The organism is Pseudomonas sp. DTU12.3 (assembly GCF_004124275.1).
In the GTDB taxonomy this organism is placed as follows: Bacteria; Pseudomonadota; Gammaproteobacteria; order Pseudomonadales; family Pseudomonadaceae; genus Aquipseudomonas; species Aquipseudomonas helmanticensis.
The window spans coordinates 2,343,152-2,365,317 of sequence record NZ_CP027218.1 but is presented as its reverse complement, the minus strand read 5'-3'; the positions used below and the strand labels follow the sequence as shown (position 1 = coordinate 2,365,317).

At 58.2% G+C, this 22,166-nt stretch carries 24 protein-coding genes; 17 read left to right on the top strand and 7 right to left on the bottom strand.

The genetic code is table 11. The annotated features are described in order from the left end of the window. Nucleotides 1-71: 71 nt before the first annotated feature. The 4 genes from C2E19_RS10940 (at nt 72) to C2E19_RS10925 (ending at nt 4,135) form a co-directional block, all read left to right on the top strand. Entirely contained in the window at nt 72-872 is an 801-nt protein-coding gene (locus tag C2E19_RS10940) for a glucose 1-dehydrogenase (RefSeq protein WP_129391608.1), read from the top strand. After that, a complete protein-coding gene (locus C2E19_RS10935) occupies nt 865-2,691 on the top strand; it encodes a glycoside hydrolase family 15 protein (RefSeq protein WP_129391605.1) in 1,827 nt (608 codons plus the stop codon). Before C2E19_RS10940 ends, C2E19_RS10935 begins: the two co-directional genes overlap by 8 nt. Before the next feature lie 382 nt (nt 2,692-3,073). Next, on the top strand, nt 3,074-3,469 hold the full coding sequence (locus tag C2E19_RS10930; protein ID WP_129391602.1) for a hypothetical protein: 396 nt from the start codon (nt 3,074-3,076) through the stop codon (nt 3,467-3,469). A 51-nt stretch (nt 3,470-3,520) separates the two neighbouring features. Further along, a complete protein-coding gene (locus C2E19_RS10925) occupies nt 3,521-4,135 on the top strand; it encodes a hypothetical protein (RefSeq protein ID WP_129391599.1) in 615 nt (204 codons plus the stop codon). Between the two features lie 10 nt (nt 4,136-4,145). Here C2E19_RS10925 and C2E19_RS10920 read toward each other — a convergent pair whose 3' ends face one another. Continuing rightward, the gene (locus tag C2E19_RS10920) at nt 4,146-5,129 is read right to left on the bottom strand and encodes a GlxA family transcriptional regulator (RefSeq protein ID WP_129391596.1); all 984 of its coding nucleotides are present in this window, start codon (nt 5,127-5,129) and stop codon (nt 4,146-4,148) included. Nucleotides 5,130-5,218: 89 nt separating this feature from the next. Between C2E19_RS10920 and inhA the strand changes: the two genes are divergently transcribed. The 3 genes from inhA to C2E19_RS10905 all read left to right on the top strand — a co-directional run bounded on the left by inhA (nt 5,219) and on the right by C2E19_RS10905 (nt 8,574). Continuing rightward, complete coding sequence (inhA, locus tag C2E19_RS10915; RefSeq protein ID WP_129391593.1) at nt 5,219-5,905, top strand: isonitrile hydratase; 687 nt, start codon at nt 5,219-5,221, stop codon at nt 5,903-5,905. Between the two features lie 209 nt (nt 5,906-6,114). Next, the gene (locus C2E19_RS10910; protein WP_129391590.1) at nt 6,115-6,906 is read left to right on the top strand and encodes a type II CAAX prenyl endopeptidase Rce1 family protein; all 792 of its coding nucleotides are present in this window, start codon (nt 6,115-6,117) and stop codon (nt 6,904-6,906) included. Nucleotides 6,907-7,008: 102 nt separating this feature from the next. Further along, nucleotides 7,009-8,574, top strand: coding sequence for a PAS domain-containing methyl-accepting chemotaxis protein (locus tag C2E19_RS10905; protein WP_129391587.1), 1,566 nt, complete (start codon nt 7,009-7,011; stop codon nt 8,572-8,574). Nucleotides 8,575-8,861: 287 nt separating this feature from the next. Here C2E19_RS10905 and C2E19_RS10900 read toward each other — a convergent pair whose 3' ends face one another. The 5 genes from C2E19_RS10900 to C2E19_RS10880 all read right to left on the bottom strand — a co-directional run bounded on the left by C2E19_RS10900 (nt 8,862) and on the right by C2E19_RS10880 (nt 12,556). Then, nucleotides 8,862-9,218, bottom strand: a complete 357-nt coding sequence (locus C2E19_RS10900) for a DUF6124 family protein (protein ID WP_129391584.1) — start codon at nt 9,216-9,218, stop codon at nt 8,862-8,864. A 150-nt stretch (nt 9,219-9,368) separates the two neighbouring features. Beyond that, complete coding sequence (locus tag C2E19_RS10895) at nt 9,369-9,695, bottom strand: DUF6124 family protein (protein WP_129391581.1); 327 nt, start codon at nt 9,693-9,695, stop codon at nt 9,369-9,371. Next, a protein-coding gene (locus C2E19_RS10890; protein WP_129391579.1) for an IS3 family transposase occupies nt 9,692-10,854 on the bottom strand; the annotation gives its coding sequence in 2 pieces (ribosomal slippage) (nt 9,692-10,599 and nt 10,599-10,854; 1,164 coding nt in all). Before C2E19_RS10890 ends, C2E19_RS10895 begins: the two co-directional genes overlap by 4 nt. A gap of 830 nt (nt 10,855-11,684) precedes the next feature. Continuing rightward, a complete protein-coding gene (locus tag C2E19_RS10885; RefSeq protein WP_129391576.1) occupies nt 11,685-12,041 on the bottom strand; it encodes a DUF6124 family protein in 357 nt (118 codons plus the stop codon). Nucleotides 12,042-12,190: 149 nt separating this feature from the next. Then, complete coding sequence (locus tag C2E19_RS10880) at nt 12,191-12,556, bottom strand: DUF6124 family protein (protein ID WP_129391573.1); 366 nt, start codon at nt 12,554-12,556, stop codon at nt 12,191-12,193. A gap of 620 nt (nt 12,557-13,176) precedes the next feature. On the opposite strand from C2E19_RS10880, the gene C2E19_RS28970 reads away from it, so the two are divergent. Beyond that, the gene (locus C2E19_RS28970; RefSeq protein ID WP_164979417.1) at nt 13,177-13,323 is read left to right on the top strand and encodes a hypothetical protein; all 147 of its coding nucleotides are present in this window, start codon (nt 13,177-13,179) and stop codon (nt 13,321-13,323) included. Between the two features lie 6 nt (nt 13,324-13,329). Then, on the top strand, nt 13,330-13,749 hold the full coding sequence (locus C2E19_RS10875; RefSeq protein WP_129391570.1) for a type II toxin-antitoxin system YafO family toxin: 420 nt from the start codon (nt 13,330-13,332) through the stop codon (nt 13,747-13,749). Nucleotides 13,750-14,470: 721 nt separating this feature from the next. On the opposite strand, the gene C2E19_RS10870 is transcribed toward C2E19_RS10875, so the two are convergent. After that, complete coding sequence (locus tag C2E19_RS10870) at nt 14,471-15,151, bottom strand: alpha/beta family hydrolase (protein ID WP_129391568.1); 681 nt, start codon at nt 15,149-15,151, stop codon at nt 14,471-14,473. A 95-nt stretch (nt 15,152-15,246) separates the two neighbouring features. Here C2E19_RS10870 and ccoN (C2E19_RS10865) point away from each other — a divergent pair, with 95 nt between their 5' ends. The 8 genes from ccoN (C2E19_RS10865) (at nt 15,247) to ccoP (C2E19_RS10830) (ending at nt 22,164) form a co-directional block, all read left to right on the top strand. Beyond that, nucleotides 15,247-16,671: a cytochrome-c oxidase, cbb3-type subunit I gene (gene ccoN, locus C2E19_RS10865; protein ID WP_129391565.1), complete on the top strand. Its 1,425-nt coding sequence runs from the start codon at nt 15,247-15,249 to the stop codon at nt 16,669-16,671. Between the two features lie 10 nt (nt 16,672-16,681). Further along, nucleotides 16,682-17,290, top strand: coding sequence for a cytochrome-c oxidase, cbb3-type subunit II (gene ccoO / locus C2E19_RS10860; protein WP_008082031.1), 609 nt, complete (start codon nt 16,682-16,684; stop codon nt 17,288-17,290). 5 nt (nt 17,291-17,295) lie between these two features. Next, complete coding sequence (locus tag C2E19_RS10855; protein WP_053118838.1) at nt 17,296-17,511, top strand: cbb3-type cytochrome c oxidase subunit 3; 216 nt, start codon at nt 17,296-17,298, stop codon at nt 17,509-17,511. Beyond that, complete coding sequence (gene ccoP / locus C2E19_RS10850) at nt 17,508-18,461, top strand: cytochrome-c oxidase, cbb3-type subunit III (protein WP_129391562.1); 954 nt, start codon at nt 17,508-17,510, stop codon at nt 18,459-18,461. Before C2E19_RS10855 ends, ccoP (C2E19_RS10850) begins: the two co-directional genes overlap by 4 nt. Nucleotides 18,462-18,942: 481 nt before the next feature. Continuing rightward, the gene (gene ccoN / locus C2E19_RS10845) at nt 18,943-20,385 is read left to right on the top strand and encodes a cytochrome-c oxidase, cbb3-type subunit I (protein ID WP_129391558.1); all 1,443 of its coding nucleotides are present in this window, start codon (nt 18,943-18,945) and stop codon (nt 20,383-20,385) included. Continuing rightward, nucleotides 20,385-20,993, top strand: a complete 609-nt coding sequence (gene ccoO / locus C2E19_RS10840) for a cytochrome-c oxidase, cbb3-type subunit II (protein WP_129391555.1) — start codon at nt 20,385-20,387, stop codon at nt 20,991-20,993. Before ccoN (C2E19_RS10845) ends, ccoO (C2E19_RS10840) begins: the two co-directional genes overlap by 1 nt. A gap of 5 nt (nt 20,994-20,998) precedes the next feature. Next, nucleotides 20,999-21,184 carry a CcoQ/FixQ family Cbb3-type cytochrome c oxidase assembly chaperone gene (locus C2E19_RS10835; RefSeq protein WP_003175465.1) on the top strand — a complete coding sequence of 62 codons (186 nt, stop codon included), beginning with the start codon at nt 20,999-21,001 and terminating at the stop codon, nt 21,182-21,184. Next, nucleotides 21,181-22,164 carry a cytochrome-c oxidase, cbb3-type subunit III gene (gene ccoP, locus C2E19_RS10830; RefSeq protein WP_129391552.1) on the top strand — a complete coding sequence of 328 codons (984 nt, stop codon included), beginning with the start codon at nt 21,181-21,183 and terminating at the stop codon, nt 22,162-22,164. Before C2E19_RS10835 ends, ccoP (C2E19_RS10830) begins: the two co-directional genes overlap by 4 nt. Nucleotides 22,165-22,166: the final 2 nt, after the last annotated feature.

The window sequence follows — 22,166 nt, the reverse complement described above, 5'->3', positions numbered from 1 at the left end:
TAGCCTCGAATGAACTCTCACGCCTCACCACCGGTCAGCTTAATAAGCCCTCACTCAAGGCGCGACCCTGCATGCACATCTCCCTCACCCGCCAAGTCGCACTGGTCACCGGCGCCAGTTCCGGCATCGGCCACGCCGCCGCCAAAGCCCTGGCCGCTGCCGGTGCTGCCGTGGTCATCAACTACAACCGTCAGGCCGAACCCGCCGAAGCCCTGGCGGGGCAGATCATCGCCGACGGTGGTCAGGCACTGGCGATCGGTGCCGATGTGTCAAAAGAAGATGACGTCGAACGGCTGTTCGCCGAGACCCTCGATGCGTTCGGCTCGCTGGACATTCTGGTCGCCAACTCCGGCCTGCAAAAGGATTCACCGGCTGTGGATATGTCGCTGGAGGACTGGAATCAGGTGATCGGCGTCAACCTCACCGGCCAGTTCCTCTGCGCCCGCGCGGCGCTGCGGATTTTCAATCGCCAGGGGGTGCGTGAAGGCGTGTCCCGTGCCGCCGGCAAGATCATTCACATGAGTTCGGTGCACCAGCGCATTCCGTGGGCCGGGCACGTCAATTACGCCGCGTCCAAGGGTGGCGTCGATCAGTTGATGCAGACCCTCGCGCAGGAAGTCAGCCATCAGCGCATTCGCATCAACGGCATTGCGCCGGGGGCGATCCGCACGCCGATCAATAAAGACGCCACCGAAGGCGACGCTGGGCAAGCCCTGCTCAACCTGATTCCCTACGGCCGCATCGGCGATGTCGAAGACGTCGCCAACGCGGTGGTTTTCCTCGCCTCCGACGCCTCCGACTACATTGTCGGCACGACCCTGTTCATCGACGGCGGCATGAGCCTCTATCCGGAGTTTCGCGGCAATGGCTGAGCATCACCTGGAACGACAAAGCCCGATCAACGCCCACGGCATCATCGGCGACATGCGCAGTGCGGCGCTGGTCAATGATCGCGGCAGTGTGGATTTTTTCTGCTGGCCGGAGTTCGACAGCCCGTCGATTTTCTGTTCGTTGCTGGACAGCCCCGATGCAGGGATTTTCCAATTGGCGCCGGACTTGCCCGATGCACGCCGCGAGCAGATCTACCTGCCCGACACCAATGTCCTGCAAACCCGCTGGCTGAGTGAGCGCGCGGTGGTCGAAGTCACCGACTTGCTGCCGGTCGCCGATAACGAAGACGATTTACCATTGCTGATGCGCCGGGTGCGTGTAGTCAGCGGTGAAGCGACCTTCCACGTGCGTTGCGCGGTGCGCCACGACTACGCGCGCGCCGACACCCGTGCGCGGATGGACCAGCAAGCGGTGATCTTCAGTGCCGATGGCCAGCCATCGATGCGACTGACCTCGGATCAGGCATTGCACATCGAGACTGACGCAGCAGTGGCCTCCTTCACCTTGAAACAGGATCAGACTGCCGCGTTTATGCTCGGCGGCGAAGACGATCCGCGCTTCGAGGAAGGCGCCGCGCAGTTGTGCATGGAACGCACGCTGAAATTCTGGCGCGACTGGCTTGGCCAGTCGATCTATCGCGGGCGCTGGCGGGAAATGGTCAACCGCTCGGCCCTTGCGCTGAAACTGCTGACCTCGCGCAAACACGGTGCGATCCTCGCCGCCGCCACCTTCGGCCTGCCGGAAACGCCCGGCGGCGAACGCAACTGGGATTACCGCTACACGTGGATCCGCGACGCCTCGTTCACGGTGTACGCGTTCATGCGCCTGGGCTTTGTCGGCGAAGCCAACGCCTACATGGGCTGGCTGCGTGGGCGGGTCAGCGATTGCCACGGGCAACCGATGAAACTCAACATTCTCTACGCCATCGACGGACGCCAGGAGTTGCCGGAAACCGAACTCACGCATTTGTCCGGTCATGGCGGCGCGCAACCGGTGCGGATCGGCAATGGCGCGTATGACCAGATCCAGCTGGATATTTTTGGCGAGCTGATGGACGCGGTCTATCTGGTCAACAAGTACGGCGACGCGATTTCCCATGAAGGCTGGAAGCATGTGCGCGAAGTGGTCGATCAGGTCTGTGAAACCTGGCAAACCGCGGATGTCGGCATCTGGGAAATGCGCGGCGAACAGCACCACTTTCTGCACTCGCGGCTGATGTGCTGGGTCGCGCTGGACCGCGCCATTCGTCTGGCCTCGAAGCGCTCGCTGCCCGCTCCGTTCGCGCAATGGGATCAGACGCGGCAGGCGATCTATGCCGACATCTGGGACAATTTCTGGAATGAAGAGCGCAGACATTTCGTCCAGTACAAGGGCGGCACCGCGCTCGACGGTTCGATGCTGTTGATGCCGCTGGTGCGTTTCGTCAGCGCCAAGGATCCGCGCTGGCTGTCGACGCTTGAGGCCATCGAAAAAAATCTGGTGCGCGATGGCATGGTGTATCGCTATCGCAATGACGACTCGGGCATTGACGGTTTGGCCGGTACCGAAGGCGCGTTTGCCGCGTGTTCGTTCTGGTACGTCGAGTGCCTGGCCCGCGCGGGACAGGTGGAAAAGGCGCATCTTGAGTTCGAGCAATTGCTGAGGTACGCGAACCCGCTGGGGTTGTATGCCGAGGAGTTCGACAGTCATGGCCGGCATTTGGGCAATACACCGCAGGCGCTGACGCATCTGGCGCTGATCAGTGCGGCGAGTTTTCTCGATCGTCGGTTGAGCGGGGAAAAGAGTGAGTGGCAGCCGTAATAGTCGTCTGAGACTGTCAGAAATATCCCGCAAAGTAGCCCTACCGTAGGACAACCTCCTACACAAAAAGGCGCTATCACCTCCCCCCTGTGGCGAGGGGGCTTGCCCCCGTTGGGGCGCAAAGCGCCCCCCAAAACAAACACTGAGTTCTTCCAGATGCAGCGGTTTTTCTGACTCTGCGACTGCTGCGCAGCCGAACGGGGGCAAGCCCCCTCGCCACAAAGTCTGCGTTTCAAGGACTACAAACGCTCAACAATCCCTGCCCCGCACGTTGCACTCACATCCAGAAATACCCTGTTGCCAGCTGTTACATCCACCCCTACCATCCACCGCAACGGGCACAGCGGAGCTGTCCAATAAAACCCGAATTCAAGGAAGCAACATGTCCCACCACGTGCAGCGCACCATCGACTCCCCCCTTCGCACCGGCCTGTCCCGCAGCCAACTCTGGGAAGCCGCCGACAAAGGCCTGATCAAATGCTGGGAAATCGGTCGCCAGCGCGCCAGCCGTTTCCCCGAACTCGCCCAACGCTGCCTCGCCGACGAACTGCCGGTGCTCGGCTGGAAAGGTGGCGTCAGCCGCAGCCTGAAGAAAAACGAAAAATACGGCTCGCTGAAGTACCTCGCGCAATGGCAAGGCCTGCGGGGTGAGAATCTGGATATTGATCTGAGCGAAGAGCGCTCACTGACCTGTTCGCGGACGAAAATGCGGGTGACGTTTACCCCGGATCGTAGTAAGTATTTCAATCAGTTGGCGGATACAGAGCCGACTGCATAAAACGGATAAGCCTCAGCGATTCAAGAAAAAATAGGGAAACAGGAGAGAGAAATGGACTACGAGTTGATTACGTGGATTGCGGGAATAGCGGCAACCAGCACACTTGGCATTGGCTTCATGGTTAAAACTCTCGTGACTTCTGGGATTCAGAAAGCCGTGGAGCTTAATTTCAACAAGCACCTTGAAACCTACAAAACAGCTTTGAGCAAAGAGTTGGAAAGCCTGAAGTCCACTCTCAAAAACTCAGAAGTTTTTTTTGTTCGCCAACTCGAGGCGCTGAGTATGTTGAGAAGTTTGTTCCGAAAAATTGTCCCTGAAAGAAGTTTTCCGGATGCAGAGTGGGATGAAGCACTCGAACACATATCTGACAATTACAGAAAACATCTGCAAAGCCTTAATGAGTATCTTTGCTCGTATGACGCAGTGCTACCTAGTGACGTGCGCAGCCAGCTAGAAGATGCGCGCCACGCGCTCATGGAAATACGTTTCCAGTTTGAAGTGGAAAGCAGCACCCTCGAACCTATCCCAAGTAAAGAGGCACTTGAAAACGCTAACTTGTTTTACGACTTATTAGCAAAGAGCATTCAGCAATTTCAGGAAAAAATAGAACAACAACTAGGGAATAAGGCTGCGTCATTGCCGCCCCCCAAGATAGAAACGGCATAGGTAATGTGGCTCAAGAAGACAATTTTTCTACTCCAACGCTGACCGAAAACCGCTCGCGATAAGCCTGCGGTGTCACGCCAATCGCCCGCAGAAAACTGCGCCGCAGTGTCTCTTCGCTGCCAAACCCGCAATTGGCGGCGATGCGTTTGACCGGCAATCCAGTGTCGCTGAGCAGGCGCCGCGCGGTCTCGACGCGAATCAATTCGATCGCCCGCGCCGGGGTCTGGCCGGTGTCGGCACGATAGTGGCGGACGAAACTGCGTTCGCTCATCCCCGCCTGCTCGGCGAGGGTCGGCACGCCAAGATCGCAGGTCAGGTTTTCGGCGATCCATGCGTGCAACTCGTCAAACCGATTGCCCTGATTCTGCAGTGACAGCGTCACGCTGAATTGCGATTGCCCACCCGGGCGCTTGAGGAACACCACCAGATGGCGGGCGACGTCCAGAGCGATGTCGCTGCCGAGGTCTTCTTCAACCATCGCCAAGGCCAGATCGATACCGGCCGTGACACCTGCCGACGTCCACACCGGGCCGTCATTGATGAAAATCGGATTGGCTTCGACTTGCAGTTTCGGGTGTTGCTGCGCCAGTTGTTCGCAGCGGGTCCAGTGGGTGACCACGCGCCGGCCATCGAGCCAGCCGCTGGCCGCCAGCAGAAACGCGCCGGTGCAGACCGAGGCCACTCGTCGACATTTGGCGGCGTGTTCGCGCACCCAATCCACCAAAAGCACATCTTCAGCCGCCGGATAAATGCCCCAGCCGCCAGCGATGATCAATGTGTCACTGGGTTCTTCTGGCAACGGCTCGGCCAACACCGCCAAACCCGCCGACGACATCACCGCCCCGCCGCCGCTGGCGATCACGCTCGGCGCATAAGGCATCGGCAAGCCGCGCTGACGGGCGAGGTCATTGGCCGAGGCGAATACCTGCAATGGCCCGGTGACGTCGAGGATCTGCATGTTGGCGAACGCGAGTACGTGGATGGCTTTGGGCATTTGGCGTAATTCGTGGGGTTATTGGCGTATGCGCCAGAACCTACGCGCCTACAGTGAAGCCGTCCACCCCTTTTCATGGAGCAAGAACGATGACGTTGCAGATCGGTTTTCTGTTGTTTCCGCAGGTTCAGCAACTCGACCTGACCGGGCCTTACGACGTACTGGCGTCGCTGCCGGGCGTACAGGTGCATCTGATCTGGAAGGATCTGATGCCGGTCACCGCCAGCACCGGTCTGCTGCTGAAACCAACCACCACGTTTGAAGATTGCCCGGATCTGGATGTGATCTGCATCCCCGGTGGCGGTGGCGTCGGCGCGTTGATGGAAGACGAGGCGACGCTGAACTTCATCAAGCGTCAGGCTGCTCAGGCGAAGTACGTGACATCGGTGTGCACCGGTTCGCTGGTGCTCGGCGCGGCGGGCTTACTGCGAGGCAAACGCGCGACCACGCATTGGGCGTATCACGACTTGCTGCCGACGCTCGGCGCGATTGCGGTGAAGGATCGAGTGGTGCGGGACGGTAATCTGTTTACCGGTGGCGGGATCACGGCGGGGATCGATTTTGCCTTGGTGCTGGCGGCTGAGCTGGTGGATGCCGACACCGCGCAACTGATCCAACTGCAACTGGAATACGCGCCGGCGCCGCCGTTCAATTCGGGCAGCCCGGATAGCGCACCGAGCGCGATTGTCGATGAAGCCCGCCTGCGCGCGGCACCGTCACTGAAACTGCGTACAGAGATCACCGAACGCGCCGCCGCCAGACTCAACCTGCACTGATCTTAAACCCCACACAAAACCCTGTAGGAGCTGCCGAAGGCTGCGATCTTTTGATCTTGAAAAACCAAAGTCAAAAGATCGCAGCCTTCGGCAGCTCCTACAGTGGGTGTGTCATAGGTATCTGTCCCGGTTTCCCGCTGCACCTTTACTTGTCCCCAAGCCCTCGCCCGTGTAGAAAGCCCTTCCACAAATTTGCTCAGGGACTTTCGATGAAGGCGTTGCCATGGCTTTATCTGGCGCTTCTCAGCCTCGGCTACGGCTTGGCGCTGAGCTACGGCCAACTCGGTTGGCTTGCGCTGATTTCCGTCGGGCTGCTGGTGTTCGCAGGCTATGCCGTGCGCCTGCAACAGGTGCCGGTCGCGCGGTTTCTCGGTCATGGGCTGTTCATCGTTCTGGCTGTGGCGCTGGCGTTGCACTGGCTACCGGGTTTCTATAACGGTCGCGCCATCGACCCGCAACGGTTCAGCGACGACGCCGTGGCGTTTTCGATGTACATGAATCTCGATAAACCGCTGATTGGCTTCTGGCTGTTGCTGGTGTGCCCGTGGATTGTCGCGCGGCGTTCGTTGCGCCTGACGGTCTACGCCAGCGCCCTCGCCCTGACCTTGAGCGTGATCCTCGCGCTGGGCGGCGCCGTGTTGCTCGGCGTGATCGCTTGGGCGCCGAAGTGGCCAGAGCCATCCTGGCTGTGGCTGCTGAAAAATCTGCTGTTGGTGACGCTGGTCGAAGAAGCGCTGTTTCGCGGCTATATACAGGGCGGTCTCAGCCGAGGCTTCAAGCATCTGCCTTACGGTGAAAACCTTGCCCTGCTGCTGGCGTCGCTGCTGTTTGCGCTGGCGCATGCCGGCGCTGGCTGGACCTGGGTGTTGCTGGCCGGGCTGGCGGGGGTCGGCTATGGTCTGGCCTATCGTTTTGGCGGACTGGGCGCGGCCATCGCCACGCATTTCGGCCTGAATCTGCTGCATTTCGGCTTGTTCACTTATCCGATGCTCGCGGGCTGAAGCAAGCGCCGTTTTGCGACGCCGTGCTGATTATTGAAAAAAAATTTCAATAAAAAGCTGTCACCGCCGACAACCTTTCAAAGCCTTGCGGATTGAAAAACCATGCGTAATAACCAGCCCATTACACAACGCGAACGGACTTTCCCGGCTCAGCAGCGGTTGATTTCCACAACCGACGCCAAGGGCGTGATCACCTACTGCAACGACGCTTTCGTCGAAATCAGCGGGTTTTCGCGTGAGGAACTGATCCGTGCGCCGCACAACCTGGTCCGTCACCCCGACGTCCCGGCTGCGGTGTTTTCGCACATGTGGGGCACATTGAAACAAGGCTTGCCATGGATGGGCATTGTCAAGAATCGCTGCAAGACCGGTGACCATTACTGGGTTAACGCCTATGTAACACCGGTGTTCGACGGCAATCAGGTGGTCGGTTACGAGTCGGTGCGGATCAAACCCACCGCCGAACAGATCCGCCGTGCCGAAGCGCTCTACCAACGCATCAACCAAGGCAAGTCGGCGATCCCTTCCAGCGACAAATGGCTGCCAGTGCTACAGGACTGGCTGCCGTTCATTCTGGTCAGCCAACTGGGCTTCGTGATCGGCGCGACCCTCAACTCGCAGTGGGGCTTCGCCCTCGCGGCGGGTCTGTCGGTGCCGCTGGGCCTGATGGGCCTGCAATGGCAGCAACGCGGGCTCAAGCGCCTGCTGCGTCTGGCCGAGCAGACCACCTCCGACCCGCTGATCGCGCAGATGTACACCGACAGCCGTGGCGCGCAGGCGCGTCTGGAAATGTCGATCCTCAGCCAGGAAGCCCGCCTGAAAACCTGCCTGACCCGTCTGCAGGACACCGCCGAACACTTGACCGATCAGGCCAAGCAGTCCGACGCTCTGGCGCACAACAGCTCCAACGGCCTGGAACGCCAGCGCGTGGAAACCGAACAGGTCGCCACCGCCGTCAACCAGATGGCCGCCACCACGCAAGAAGTGGCGAGCCACGTACAGCGCACGGCTGACGCGACTCAGGAAGCCAATCGCCTGACCGGTCGTGGTCGTGACATCGCCGGGGAAACCCGCGAAGCCATTCAGCGTCTGTCCGTCGTCGTCGGCGAAACCGGCCTGACCGTCACCCAACTGGCCAAGGACAGCGACGAAATCGGCGGCGTGGTCGACGTGATCAAAGGCATCGCCGACCAGACCAACCTGCTCGCCCTCAACGCCGCGATTGAAGCCGCGCGTGCCGGCGAGATGGGCCGTGGTTTTGCCGTGGTCGCTGACGAAGTTCGCCAACTGGCGCAACGCACCAGCGAATCGACCGGGCAGATTCACGCCTTGATCGCCAAGTTGCAGCAGACTGCGTCCAGCGCTGTGCAAACCATGGAAGCCGGGCATCGTCAGGCCGAAGAAGGTGTGGCGCGGGTGCTGGAAGCGGATCAGGCCTTGGTCGGGATCAGCGAAGCGGTGGCCAACATCACCGACATGACCACGCAGATTGCTGCGGCGACGGAAGAGCAAAGTGCGGTGGCTGAAGAGATCAGCCGCAACATCAGCAATATTTCGGAGTTGGCGGATCAGACGTCGGAACAGGCGCATAACTCGGCGTTGTTGAGTGAAGAGCTGACCAAGACGGCGAATACGCAGTATTCGTTGGTGGAGCGGTTTAACCGCTAAAAGCAAAAGATCGCAGGTTGCGGCAGCTCCTACTCGGATCGATGTAGGAGCTGCCGCAGGCTGCGATCTTTTGATCTTCAAAGCCCGGACGGCGAAAGCTGTCCGGGCTTTTTTGTTGCCTGGAATAGATGGTGTCCTGCAGACCACCATCGTCGGATCGCCGCCCGGAGCAGGCTCACTCCTACAAGTTTTGTGCTGGTCACAGATTATGTGCCCGACGACGATCCCCTGCAGGAGTGAGCCTGCTCCGGGCGGCGATCCGACGATGAGGCCAGAACGGTTGGCGTCTATTCCTTGGGCATAACGTTATCCAACGCCTGATTCACCGCCAACTCGCCCAACATCACCACTTGCGCAATCCCCAGCAAAGTATTGCGGCTGGGGCCTTCCAGCGCCCCGGCGAAATCACCGAGCATGACCGTCGCCGAGGCCAGAGATTCGCAAGCATTTGCCAGCAACGATTCAGTATCGGTTTGTGGGTTGACCCTAAACATGCTGCTTGGACTGTAAGGCGTGGCCATGATCTGCGCGGGCGCGAGGTAATGATCAAGGGCGCGTTCAGCGGCTTCGTGGAGTTTTCTGGAATTGAATGATTCGTAGGGCGATACCGGGTCTGTGACCAACGGTTTGTTGGTTTCGGACATCAACTGAAACTCCTCGAGGCACTGCGAAAGAATGACACCCTGTAGGAGCTGCCGCAGGCTGCGATCTTTTGATCTTGCCTTTGATTGTAAAAAACAGATCAAAAGATCGCAGCCTGCGGCAGCTCCTACAAGGGGACCGCGGCGGGTTTGCTAGTGCGGCAAGCGGCGGCTATCCAGGACTCGGTTGACCATCAGCTCACTCAGCATGATCACCTGATGCAGCATCAGCATGGTCCGGCGTTGTGTGTTGTCGATGACGTCGCCGATATCGCGGGCCATGTCGCTGGCAGCGGCTAACGATTCGCAGGCTTCTACGAGCAGTGTTTCTTCGTCCACGGCGGGGTCGACGAGGAAGATCTTGCTGGTCTTGCGGGAAGGGATTGAAAGCTTCAGTGAGCCGGGGTTGAGGTAGAAGTTGATGGCGCGGTCGGTCGCTTCTCTTAACTTTTGAGGTTCGAGGGTTGGTGTAGTGGTCAACTAATCCCGGACACGACGTTAAGTTTTTCCTCGGCCCGCGCTGGAGCCAACCCATCGTTGAATTGATGAGGCCTAATCCAGTTGTAGCGATGCATCAAAAAATGGCTGATATCGCGCTGTGCTTCCTGCGCAGTTCGATAGCCCACGGTCGGTATCCATTCTGTTTTCAAGCTGCGAAATACGCGCTCCATCGGTGCGTTATCCCAGCAGTTTCCTCTTCGACTCATGCTATGGCGCATGCGGTATCGCCACAACCGCTGGCGAAAGAGTCGGCTTGCATATTGCGATCCCTGATCCGAGTGGAATAGCAGATCCGAAGGCCTACCACGCTGCTCGTAAGCCATATCCAGCGCTTTGATCACCAGCTCAGCGTCTGGCTTTTCCGACAGCGCCCAGCCCACGATCCGACGCGTACAAAGATCCAGGACGACAGCCAGGTAATGCCACTTTCCTTGCGCCCAAATGTAGGTGATATCGCCGCACCAGACTTGATTGGGCGCTGGCACGTCGAACTCGCGGTTCAATGTGTTCGGGATATCGAGTCTTTCTACTGTTGCTCGTTTGTAGGCATGGGAGCCGGGTTGTTTGCTGACTAAATCAAGCTCGCGCATCAAGCTACGCACTTTGAATCGACCGAGTTGCTCACCGTCTTCACGCATCAGTGACAGGATGCTGCGACTGCCCGCAGAGCTGCGACTTTGCGAGAACAGTTCACTGACGCGACTACGCAATCGAAGCCGTTCAACATCGGGCGTGCGGCGGCGCAGGCGCTGGGCGTAGTAACACGAGCGAGTGACGTCAAACACCTTGCACAGCCAATCAACTGGCTCATGGGCACTCAGTTGGTCAATCAGCGCGAACGCTCGTGATCTTCCGACATCAAGAGCGCGGTAGCCTTTTTTAGTATTGATTTCTCTCGCTCAAGCCGAGCAATCCGAGCTTCCAGCTCCTGAATTTTTTGCTGTTCAGGAGTCAGTGCTTTGTTCTGCGGGGTGACGCCTTTATGTTCGTTCTGAATCTGGTCAACCCAGCGACGTAATGCCGACTCACCAATGCCGAGTGAACGGCTGGCTTCGATGTAGCTGTAGTTTTGTTTGAGCACGAGGTCGGCAGCCTCGCGTTTGAATTCAGGAGTAAAGGAGCGGCGTTGTTTGGTCATCTGACACCTCGATCTGGCGAGCATTCTCGCCTAAATGGGTGTCCGGTTTCATTAGACCACTACATGGGTCGTACGGGATCGGATCGGTATCCGGGGGATTTGGCGTGGCTTTGAACATAAATATCTAATTCCTGAACAAGGGCCGCGACCGTTCTCTACTAAAAGAAGGGTGGCGGCTGTGCGCAGGTTAGTAGACCGGAGGAATTAGCAAGACCGGCGCGCTCGAAAGCGCCCTGAGCACAGCCACCATCGAGTGCAGACAAATACGCCTGACTTAATGGGACTCATGCACCTACTAAAACCATGCGGGCTACTAAACCCGACCACTGATGGGCAGTGGCAGGGAAACGATATAGCCCGAGCCATGGTCGTGTATGCCGGCGGATTCTGGCGTACGCGTAGGTAACGGCGCAAGGCGTTGTAGGGCTTGTGGCGTAACGGTTTGTGTAATTTAAACATTCACCAGCAAGTATGTTTACGCAGGGGACTGATGTAACTGCTCCGTCGTTAAACTCTGGTAATCCACTGCTTACGCATCTGTGCTCAATGTCCTTCAGCTCCACCAGAATCCACCGACTTGCTCGTTTCATAGCCGAGCCTTACCGTTTGCCTCTAGATAAACGGTCGATATTTAAGGCTGCGATGACTCTCACCAAAAACACCGAGAATGCCGAAAAACAGAACCCCCCTCCTGATCTGACATTTCTTGATGTTCGGCAAGCCGGGCGTGATGATCAGAAAGTATTCGATAAGTTTGTAATCGCAGATCCAATGTAGGAGTGAGCCTGCTCCGGGCGGCGATCCGACGATGAGGCCAGAACTGATGGCGCCTACTCCTTAGGCACGACATTATCCAACGCCTGATTCACCGCCAACTCCCCCAACATCACCACTTGCGCAATCCCTAGCAAAGTATTGCGGTTAGGCCCCTCCAGCGCCCCGGCGAAATCACCGAGCATGACCGTCGCCGAGGCCAGAGATTCGCAAGCATTTGCCAGCAACGATTCAGTATCGGTTTGTGGGTTGACCCTAAACATGCTGCTTGGACTGTAAGGCGTGGCCATGATCTGCGCGGGCGCGAGGTAATGATCAAGGGCGCGTTCGGCGGCTTCGTGGAGTTTTCTGGAATTGAATGATTCGTAGGGCGATACCGGGTCTGTGACCAACGGTTTGTTGGTTTCGGACATCAACTGAAACTCCTCAAGACACTGCGAAAGAATGACACCCTGTAGGAGCTGCCGCAGGCTGCGATCTTTTGATCTTGTCTTTGATTGAAAAAAACAGATCAAAAGATCGCAGCCTGCGGCAGCTCCTACAGGGGACCGCGGCGAGTTTGCTAGTGCGGCAAGCGGCGGCTATCCAGGACTCGATTGACCATCAGCTCACTCAGCATGATCACCTGATGCAGCATCAACATGGTCCGGCGTTGTGTGTTGTCGATGACGTCGCCGATATCGCGGGCCATGTCGCTGGCAGCGGCTAACGATTCGCAGGCTTCTACGAGCAGTGTTTCTTCGTCCACGGTGGGGCCGACGAGGAAAATCTTGCTGGTCTTGCGGGAAGGGATTGAAAGCTTGAGTGAACCAGGGTTGAGATAGAAGTTGATGGCGCGGTCGGTCGCTTCTCTTAACTTTTGAGGTTCGAGGGTTGGGTCGTACGGGATCGGATCGGTATCCGGGGGATTTGGCGTGGCTTTGAACATGAGTGAAGCTCCTATCGCAGTTTCAGGAGCCGTCACTTCTCGCTACCAAACGAGGGTGGCGGCCATACGCGGGTTGGTAGACCGGCTGCAATAGGAAACCCGGCGCTCTCGAAAGAGCCCCCCGCATGACCACCATATAAAGCAAGCCGCAAAAAAGAGGCTGCAGAAGGTGTCGCCATACAACTATTACAGACGGGCTACCAAACCCGATCACTGATTTTCAGTGACAGGGAAACGATATAGCCCGAGCCATGGTCGTGTATGCCGGCGGATTCTGGCGTACGCGTAGGTAACGGCGCAAGGCATTGTAGGGCTTGTGGCGTAACGGTTTGTGTAATTTAAACATCTATCAGCAATCATGTTTAACAACGCGAAATGCCGAAAATGTTCAACCCGTTTTCTGAAACGATTAGACCAAATCGCTCAACCTGAAAATGCATCCCGCGCCATCGCATCCATCAAATGACGATATTTCAGTGCCTACACATCTGCGTTCCATGTCCTACAACTCGATCAGAATCCGCCGACTTGCCCATCTCTGAGCAGGGTTCTACTGTTTGCCGCTCAAAATTAATTCACATAAGCTGGTCAGCATGAATACACATCCTTCGGAGGCTCCGATGGCCACCACCCGAAAAACCGACAAACCCGACAAAAAAGATGTCCGTGATGAACTGACATTCCTTGATGTTCGGCAAGCCGCGCGTGATGGGCAGAAAGTGTTCGATAAATTTGTGATCACTGGCAGGCTACCTTTTACAAAGTAGGCCTGGATGCCAGCCATCAAAATTTCCACACTTTTTGAACAAATCAATAACTGGAAAAACTTCGCGGCACACTTCTACAACTACAAAATCTGCGATGAATTACCCGCAATTTTTGGGCGAGACGAACGACTCGATCTGAACGATATGCATCATATTCACCTGGCCAGTAGTCAGGCACTGCAGGCTCGATGGGAAAAAATCAATCGTCAGTATTACCGCACAGCATTGGTTGATGATGCTGACAATGACTTTTGGCTGATCTACGCCTATGACGCCTTTCGGGATGAGTACCTGCTACTGACAATCACCGGCCCGGATGCTCATAACCGAAGCGAGTGGGGATCTTTTTTGCGCACCGTACATTGCGAGATCGTTGAGCCTTGGGTCGTTGGCAGGATCTTCTTTCCGGACATTGATGAGCGGTGAGTTGTACTCAAAGAAAAAGCGGGAAGTTGCTCTGATGTTTTGGTGTTGTTCGTCAGGCCGCCATCGCTGGCAAGCCAGCTCCCACAGGGATTGCATGCAGTCTGTAAGAAATTGGTCGGCTGGTAGGTCGCTATCGCGAGCAGGCTCACTCCTACAGTAGGGCCGGGTGCATCAGCGAGAGATTGGTCGGCTGGCAGGCCGCCTTCGCGAGCAAGCTCTGCTCCTACGAAAAGCGAGATCAAAAGATCGCAGCCTGCGGCAGCTCCTACATGAAACTCGCGGCGCAGCCGCACCACTCAACAATGAGCGCTAGCTCGAGTACCGCTTTTGATCTTGATCCACGGGCGACGTCGGAAGGCTGAGTGGAGGGATTGATCCGGGCGTGGGAGCGCAGCGACCGTTTGGCGCAGCCAAACACAGCGAGAGGAGGTGCAGCGAAGCAAACCGTAGGCGCTGCGCTCGGATCGATCCCGGAGCGAAGGAACCCCGAGCCTTAGCGAGCGGGCCGTACGTAGGAGCAAGCGTTTTTTGCTTACTTTTTTAGGCGCTTGTAAAAAAGTGAGTCGCCGTAAGGGCGAAACCCTAAGAAGCCGTTACCGCAGCAATGGATATGTACTCAAAATATATGTCGCAGCTGAAATCGATCCCCCTCACCCCAGCCCTCTCCCCCAAGGGGGCGAGGGGGAAAGGGAGCCGATCTCCATGGAGATCAGAATCTCGGTTAACCCTTGAGAAACTCGGCTACTTTCTGCGCAGCGCTGGCCAAATGCTGCTCATGCGTAAACCCCGAAACCTTCAACGGCTTCAAATCATGATCCCCCGCTACCAGCCAAACCACCTCAATACTCGGTGACAAGATGTAAGCCCCGACAGCCTCACGATTACCCAGCGCATCCCGCTCCCCCTGCACAATCAACGTCCGCGTCTTCAACCCAGCCAAATGCTCAACCCGAGGCTTCTCCGGCTTCCCCACCGCATAAAACGGATACCCCAGACACACCAACGCATCAACGCCCAATTCGTCAGCCAAAAGACTCGCCATCCGCCCCCCCATCGACTTCCCGCCAATGGCCAAAACCCCAGTGACATGACGTCGCACTTCAGCAAACACCTCACGCCAACATTCCTGCAGTTTCGCAGCAGGATTCGGCGGCCGCTTCACCCCATCAACCCGCCGCTGCGCCATATAAGGAAACTCAAACCGCAACACGTTGATACCCAGCCCGGCAAGGCGCCCAGCCATGTCGTTCATCCAGTCACTGTCCATGGGCGCACCAGCACCATGAGCAAGGATCAACGTCGCCGAAGCCTCGCCCGATGCGGCATCCCAAAGCCACCCATGATCACGCACGCACTGCGCCCATTGATCCCCGTCAATACTGGCCTTGTGCTGTTTGTCCATGCTTGCCTCGCTTTTAGTCTGCCTATAACTCCAGACGAAGGATTCGCCGCGTGTTTTGCGCGCGCTCACTTCGGCTGAACCGTGGATGGGGAACCATGAACACTTCTATCAGTACCGCCTACAACTACAAGGTGGTCCGCCAATTCGCCATTATGACGGTGGTGTGGGGCATCGTCGGCATGGGGCTCGGGGTTTTTCTCGCGGCCCAATTGGTCTGGCCCGAACTCAACTTCAATTTGCCCTGGACCAGTTTCGGCCGTCTGCGCCCGCTGCACACCAACGCGGTGATCTTCGCGTTCGGCGGCTGTGCGCTGTTCGCCAGTTCGTTCTACTCGGTGCAACGCACCTGCCAGACCCGATTGTTTGCGCCAAAAATCGCCGCGTTCTGTTTCTGGGGCTGGCAACTGGTGATCCTGCTGGCAGCCATCAGCCTGCCACTGGGTTACACCAGCTCCAAGGAATACGCCGAGCTGGAATGGCCGATCGACATTCTGATCACCATCGTCTGGGTCGCCTACGCGATCGTGTTCTTCGGCACGATCATGCAGCGCAAGACCAAGCACATCTATGTGGGCAACTGGTTCTTCGGCGCGTTCATCATCACCGTGGCGATTCTGCACATCGTCAACAACCTTGAGTTGCCGGTGAGTTTCACCAAGTCCTACTCGGTGTACGCCGGTGCAACCGACGCGATGGTGCAATGGTGGTACGGCCACAACGCCGTAGGCTTTTTCCTCACCGCCGGTTTCCTCGGGATGATGTACTACTTCGTGCCGAAACAGGCCGAACGTCCGGTGTATTCGTATCGTCTGTCGATCGTGCACTTCTGGGCGTTGATCACCCTGTACATCTGGGCCGGCCCGCACCACTTGCACTACACCGCGCTGCCGGATTGGGCGCAGTCGCTGGGCATGGTGATGTCGCTGATTCTGCTGGCACCGAGCTGGGGCGGCATGATCAACGGCATGATGACTCTTTCGGGCGCGTGGCATAAGTTGCGCAGCGACCCGATCCTGCGCTTCCTCGTGGTGTCGCTGGCGTTTTACGGCATGTCGACCTTCGAAGGTCCGATGATGGCCATCAAAACGGTCAACGCCCTCTCCCACTACACCGACTGGACCATCGGCCACGTACACGCTGGCGCCCTCGGTTGGGTGGCGATGATCTCGATCGGCGCGCTGTACCACATGATCCCGAAAATCTTCGGCAAAGCGCAGATGCACAGCGTCGGTTTGATCAATGCGCACTTCTGGCTCGCGACCATCGGCACCGTGCTCTACATCGCTTCGATGTGGGTCAACGGCATCGCTCAGGGCCTGATGTGGCGCGCGGTGAACGAGGACGGCACGCTGACCTACTCCTTCGTCGAAACCCTGGTGGCCAGCCACCCAGGCTTCGTCGTGCGGCTGATTGGTGGGGCGATCTTCCTCAGCGGCATGTTCCTGATGGCTTACAACACCTGGCGCACCGTGCGGGCCTCGCAGCCTGCTGACGTCGTCGCTGCCGCGCAGATGGCCTGAGGAGTCCGCCATGAAACACGAAACGATTGAAAAGAACGTCGGCCTGTTGATGTTGCTCATGGTGTTTGCCGTGAGCATCGGCGGCCTGACCCAGATCGTCCCGCTGTTCTTCCAGGACGTCACCAACAAACCGGTCGAAGGCATGAAGCCCTACACCGCGCTGCAACTGGAAGGCCGTGACATCTATATCCGCGAAGGCTGCGTCGGTTGCCACTCGCAGATGATCCGGCCGTTTCGCGCCGAAACCGAACGCTACGGGCACTACTCGGTGGCCGGTGAAAGCGTTTGGGATCACCCGTTTCTCTGGGGTTCGAAACGTACCGGACCGGATCTGGCCCGGGTCGGCGCGCGCTACTCGGATGACTGGCACCGCGCGCACCTGTACAACCCGCGCAACGTCGTACCGGAATCGAAAATGCCGGCCTATCCATGGCTGGTCACGCAAGCGGTCGACAGCAGCCACACCGAAACCAAGCTCAAAGTCATGCGCACCCTCGGCGTGCCGTACACCGACGACGACATCAGCGGCGCGGTGGCCAGCCTAAAGGGCAAGACCGAAATGGACGCGCTCGTCTCCTACCTGCAAGTGCTCGGCACTGCGATCAAGAGCAAGAGGTGAGCACGATGGTCTTTGAAATGAGTGCAGGCCTGATTCGCGGCCTCGGCACGGTCGTGGTGTTCGTCGCCTTCGTTGGTTTGACCTTGTGGGTGTTCAACCGCAAGCGCACGCCGGAATTCGCCGAAGCACGTTTGTTGCCGTTCGCCGACGAGCCACAGCCCGAAACTACCCCAGCATTTGAAACAACCCAAGCACCTGAACCAAGGAGTACCCGGCCATGACCACCTTCTGGAGTACGTGGATCTGCGTACTGACCATCGGCAGCCTGATCGGCCTGACGTGGCTGCTGATCGGCACCCGCCGGGGCGAGACCAAGGGCAGCGTCGACCAGACCATGGGCCACAGCTTCGATGGCATCGAGGAGTACGACAACCCGCTGCCGCAGTGGTGGTTCATGCTGTTCGCCGGCACGTTGGTGTTCTCTGTGGGCTATCTGATCCTCTATCCGGGCCTGGGCAACTGGAAAGGCATCCTGCCGGGTTACGAGGATGGCTGGACCGGCGTCCACGAGTGGGAAAAGGAAATGAGCAAGGCTGACGCCAAGTTCGGGCCGATCTTCGCCAAGTTCGCCGCCATGCCGCTGGAGGAAGTGGCGAAGGATCCGCAGGCGTTGAAAATGGGTGGTCGCTTGTTCGCCTCCAACTGCTCGGTGTGCCACGGCTCCGACGCCAAGGGCGCATTCGGTTTCCCTAACCTCGCCGACAGCGACTGGCGTTGGGGCGGCGACGCCGAGACCATCAAGACCACCATCATGGGTGGCCGGATGGCGGCGATGCCGGCCTGGGGCGAAGTATTGGGTGAGGCCGGGGTAAAAAACGTTGCCGCGTATGTGCGTCACGAACTGGCCGGCCTGCCATTGCCGGCCGACAGCAAGGCTGACCTGCAAGCGGGACAGCAAGCGTTCAGCACCACTTGCGTAGCCTGTCATGGGGCAACCGGCCACGGCACTGAAGCCATGGGTGCGCCGAATCTGACGCACCCGGCCGGATTTATCTATGGCACCAGCCTGACTCAACTTGAGCAGACCATTCGCCATGGTCGTCAGGGTCACATGCCGGCGCAGAATGAGCTGTTGGGCAATGACAAAGTGCAATTGCTAGCAGCCTATGTGTACAGCTTGTCACATGGATTGAATACAGAAAAACTGATTACTGAAGACAACAAGCAGTAAGCGTTGCGTACACATCTGCCGCACCGTTCTCGGTGCGGCAGCATCCCGCCCCTTTGCGACGCATTGTCGCACCCCTTAACACCCTCACCTTTCGGTTCCCCGGATTCGGGTCTACGCTTGCTCGATGCGGACTGGCCCGTGCCGGTTCCAGGTCGACCCCGAGCGATGTGTTCGATGAATTGGCTGACAGACTCGCCGCAAAGGCCGGTAGATACCGGCTGTCGCGCCGATTGCCATTCATCAGCCGAACTGGCCGTTCGAACACACCTCGTTACAAGTCACCTGAACCCCTCGCTTTTTTCGTCCGCTGCGACATTTTGTCCGAGGCTGATTTTGTCCTTACGCGGCGCATGGAAAGGCCGCAGAATCAGCGTTGGAAAGCATTGACCCAGGTCATGGCGCGTTGCAATGACCCCCTGCTCTCTGCATACTTGCGGCCGATTTTAATCCTAATAAAACACCCAAACCGTGGAACCTTAGAATGAGCACAGCAATCAGTCCGACTGCTTATAACTATAAGGTAGTCCGCCAGTTCGCCATCATGACGGTGGTCTGGGGGATCCTTGGCATGGGGCTCGGTGTCTTCATCGCCTCGCAACTGGTCTGGCCGGAGTTGAACTTCGGTCTGCCGTGGACGAGCTTTGGACGCCTGCGCCCGTTGCACACAAACCTGGTGATTTTCGCCTTCGGTGGTTGTGCACTGTTTGCCACTTCCTACTATGTCGTGCAGCGAACCTGCCAGACGCGACTGATTTCCGACAGCCTCGCCGCCTTCACCTTCTGGGGCTGGCAAGCGGTGATCGTCGGCGCAATCATTACCTTGCCGCTGGGTTACACCACTACCAAGGAATACGCGGAACTGGAATGGCCACTGGCTATTTTGCTGGCGATTGTCTGGGTCACCTACGGTCTGGTGTTCTTCGGCACCATCACCAAGCGCAAAACCAAGCACATCTATGTCGGTAACTGGTTCTACGGCGCATTCATCGTCGTCACGGCGATGCTGCACATCGTCAACCACGCTTCCCTGCCAGTCAGCTTCTTCAAGTCCTACTCGGCCTATGCCGGTGCGACCGACGCGATGATCCAGTGGTGGTACGGCCACAACGCGGTGGGCTTCTTCCTGACCACCGGTTTCCTCGGGATGATGTATTACTTCGTGCCGAAACAGGCCGAACGTCCGATCTACTCCTATCGCCTGTCGATCGTGCACTTCTGGGCACTGATCACCCTGTACATCTGGGCCGGCCCGCACCACCTGCACTACACCGCACTGCCGGATTGGGCACAATCGCTGGGCATGGCGATGTCGATCATCCTGCTGGCGCCAAGCTGGGGCGGCATGATCAACGGCATGATGACCCTGTCGGGCGCCTGGCATAAGCTGCGCACCGACCCGATCCTGCGCTTCCTCGTGGTATCGCTGGCGTTCTACGGCATGTCGACCTTCGAAGGGCCGATGATGGCGATCAAGACCGTCAACTCGCTTTCGCACTACACCGACTGGACCATCGGCCACGTACACGCCGGCGCGCTCGGCTGGGTGGCGATGATTTCGATCGGCGCGATCTACCACATGATCCCGAAACTGTTCGGTCGTGCGCAGATGCACAGCGTCGGCCTGATCAACGCGCACTTCTGGCTGGCGACGATCGGCACCGTGCTGTACATCGCTTCGATGTGGGTCAACGGCATCACTCAGGGCCTGATGTGGCGTGCAATCAACGACGACGGCACCCTCACCTACTCGTTCGTTGAAGCGCTGCAGGCCAGCCACCCGGGCTACATCGTCCGTGCACTGGGCGGGGCTTTCTTCGCCAGCGGCATGTTCCTGATGGCTTACAACGTCTGGCGCACCGTGCGCGCCTCGAACCCGGCCGAAGCCGAAGCCGCTGCCCAGATCGCTGTCGTTGGAGCTCACTGATGAAGCATGAAGCTGTCGAGAAGAATATTGGCCTGCTGGCTTTCTTCATGGTCATCGCCGTCAGTGTTGGCGGCCTGACCCAAATCGTTCCGCTGTTTTTCCAGGACGTCACCAACAAGCCGGTCGAAGGCATGAAGCCACGCACCGCCCTTGAACTGGAAGGCCGCGACATCTACATCGCCAACGGCTGTGTCGGCTGCCACTCGCAGATGATCCGTCCGTTCCGCGCTGAAACCGAACGCTACGGCCACTACTCGGTTGCCGGTGAAAGCGTCTGGGACCACCCGTTCCTGTGGGGTTCCAAGCGGACCGGCCCGGATCTGGCCCGTGTCGGCGGTCGTTATTCCGATGACTGGCACCGTGCGCACTTGTACAACCCGCGCAACGTCGTGCCCGAGTCGAAAATGCCGGCGTACCCGTTCCTCGTGGAAAACAAGCTCGACGGCAAAGACACCGCCAAGAAAATGGAAGTGTTGCGCACGCTCGGCGTCCCTTACACCGACGAAGACATCGCCGGGGCCAAGGATGCCGTGAAGGGCAAAACCGAAATGGACGCGCTGGTGGCCTATCTGCAAGGCCTGGGCACCATCATCAAAAGCAAACGGTGAATTAGATGGATATCGGGATGATTCGTGGCCTGGGCACCGTTGTTGTGATGGTGGCCTTCATCGGTCTGGCGTTGTGGGTGTTCAGCCCCAAGCGCAAGTCGGAGTTTGAAGACGCGACCTTGTTGCCTTTTGCGGATGATCCCGAAGCCATCAAGCACGTCGAGCAAGCTTCTAGGAGTAACAAAGAATGACTACATTCTGGAGTCTGTACGTCACAGTCCTCAGTCTCGGTACGATCTTCGCCCTGACCTGGCTGCTGCTGTCGACCCGCAAGGGCCAGCGCAGCGAACAGACGGACGAGACGGTCGGGCACTCCTTCGACGGGATCGAGGAGTACGACAACCCACTGCCGAAATGGTGGTTCATGCTGTTCGTTGGCACGATCATTTTTGCTCTGGGTTACCTGGTGCTGTACCCGGGTCTGGGCAACTGGAAAGGCCTGCTGCCGGGCTACAACTACCTCGATAACGACAAGCAGATCGCGTTCGCCAACGGCCAGACCGGCTGGACCGGCGTGCACGAGTGGGAAAAGGAAATGGCCCGCTCGGACGCCAGGTTCGGTCCGATCTTCGCCAAGTTCGCTGCCATGCCAATCGAAGAAGTCGCCAAGGATCCGCAAGCACTGAAAATGGGTGGCCGTCTGTTCGCCTCCAACTGCTCGGTGTGCCACGGTTCCGACGCCAAGGGTGCTTACGGTTTCCCTAACCTGACCGACGCCGACTGGCGCTGGGGCGGCGAGCCGGAAACCATCAAGACCACCATCATGGGCGGTCGTCACGCGGTGATGCCGGCCTGGGCTGAAGTGATTGGCGAGCAAGGCGTGGCAGACGTGGCTGCATTCGTCGTGACCCAGCTCGATGGCCGCAAACTGCCGGAAGACGCCAAGGCTGACCCGGCCAACGGCGGCAAACTGTTCGCCGCCAACTGCGTGGCCTGCCACGGACCGGAAGGCAAAGGCACCCCAGCGATGGGCGCGCCTAACCTGACCCACCCGGGTGCGTTCATTTACGGTTCGAGCTTCGCGCAGTTGCAGCAGACCATCCGTTACGGCCGTCAGGGCCAGATGCCTGCGCAGGAACAACTGCAAGGCAACGACAAAGTACACCTGCTGGCGGCGTATGTTTACAGCCTGTCACACGGTGAAAAAGCACCGGAAGCCGACGCCCAATAAGC

What these genes read in the sequence shown, in the direction of transcription:
- C2E19_RS10935 (WP_129391605.1), top strand. Translation starts at nt 865, where the DNA reads ATGGCTGAGCATCACCTGGAACGACAAAGCCCGATCAACGCCCACGGC.
- inhA (WP_129391593.1), top strand. Translation starts at nt 5,219, where the DNA reads ATGACGTTGCAGATCGGTTTTCTGTTGTTTCCGCAGGTTCAGCAACTC.
- ccoO (WP_008082031.1), top strand. Translation starts at nt 16,682, where the DNA reads ATGAAACACGAAACGATTGAAAAGAACGTCGGCCTGTTGATGTTGCTC.
- C2E19_RS10875 (WP_129391570.1), top strand. Translation starts at nt 13,330, where the DNA reads ATGCCAGCCATCAAAATTTCCACACTTTTTGAACAAATCAATAACTGG.
- C2E19_RS10835 (WP_003175465.1), top strand. Translation starts at nt 20,999, where the DNA reads ATGGATATCGGGATGATTCGTGGCCTGGGCACCGTTGTTGTGATGGTG.
- C2E19_RS10870 (WP_129391568.1), bottom strand. Translation starts at nt 15,151, where the DNA reads ATGGACAAACAGCACAAGGCCAGTATTGACGGGGATCAATGGGCGCAG.
- C2E19_RS28970 (WP_164979417.1), top strand. Translation starts at nt 13,177, where the DNA reads ATGGCCACCACCCGAAAAACCGACAAACCCGACAAAAAAGATGTCCGT.
- C2E19_RS10885 (WP_129391576.1), bottom strand. Translation starts at nt 12,041, where the DNA reads ATGTCCGAAACCAACAAACCGTTGGTCACAGACCCGGTATCGCCCTAC.
- ccoP (WP_129391562.1), top strand. Translation starts at nt 17,508, where the DNA reads ATGACCACCTTCTGGAGTACGTGGATCTGCGTACTGACCATCGGCAGC.
- C2E19_RS10855 (WP_053118838.1), top strand. Translation starts at nt 17,296, where the DNA reads ATGGTCTTTGAAATGAGTGCAGGCCTGATTCGCGGCCTCGGCACGGTC.
- C2E19_RS10930 (WP_129391602.1), top strand. Translation starts at nt 3,074, where the DNA reads ATGTCCCACCACGTGCAGCGCACCATCGACTCCCCCCTTCGCACCGGC.
- C2E19_RS10905 (WP_129391587.1), top strand. Translation starts at nt 7,009, where the DNA reads ATGCGTAATAACCAGCCCATTACACAACGCGAACGGACTTTCCCGGCT.
- ccoO (WP_129391555.1), top strand. Translation starts at nt 20,385, where the DNA reads ATGAAGCATGAAGCTGTCGAGAAGAATATTGGCCTGCTGGCTTTCTTC.
- ccoN (WP_129391565.1), top strand. Translation starts at nt 15,247, where the DNA reads ATGAACACTTCTATCAGTACCGCCTACAACTACAAGGTGGTCCGCCAA.
- C2E19_RS10900 (WP_129391584.1), bottom strand. Translation starts at nt 9,218, where the DNA reads ATGTCCGAAACCAACAAACCGTTGGTCACAGACCCGGTATCGCCCTAC.
- ccoP (WP_129391552.1), top strand. Translation starts at nt 21,181, where the DNA reads ATGACTACATTCTGGAGTCTGTACGTCACAGTCCTCAGTCTCGGTACG.
- C2E19_RS10925 (WP_129391599.1), top strand. Translation starts at nt 3,521, where the DNA reads ATGGACTACGAGTTGATTACGTGGATTGCGGGAATAGCGGCAACCAGC.
- C2E19_RS10910 (WP_129391590.1), top strand. Translation starts at nt 6,115, where the DNA reads ATGAAGGCGTTGCCATGGCTTTATCTGGCGCTTCTCAGCCTCGGCTAC.
- C2E19_RS10880 (WP_129391573.1), bottom strand. Translation starts at nt 12,556, where the DNA reads ATGTTCAAAGCCACGCCAAATCCCCCGGATACCGATCCGATCCCGTAC.
- C2E19_RS10920 (WP_129391596.1), bottom strand. Translation starts at nt 5,129, where the DNA reads ATGCCCAAAGCCATCCACGTACTCGCGTTCGCCAACATGCAGATCCTC.
- ccoN (WP_129391558.1), top strand. Translation starts at nt 18,943, where the DNA reads ATGAGCACAGCAATCAGTCCGACTGCTTATAACTATAAGGTAGTCCGC.
- C2E19_RS10940 (WP_129391608.1), top strand. Translation starts at nt 72, where the DNA reads ATGCACATCTCCCTCACCCGCCAAGTCGCACTGGTCACCGGCGCCAGT.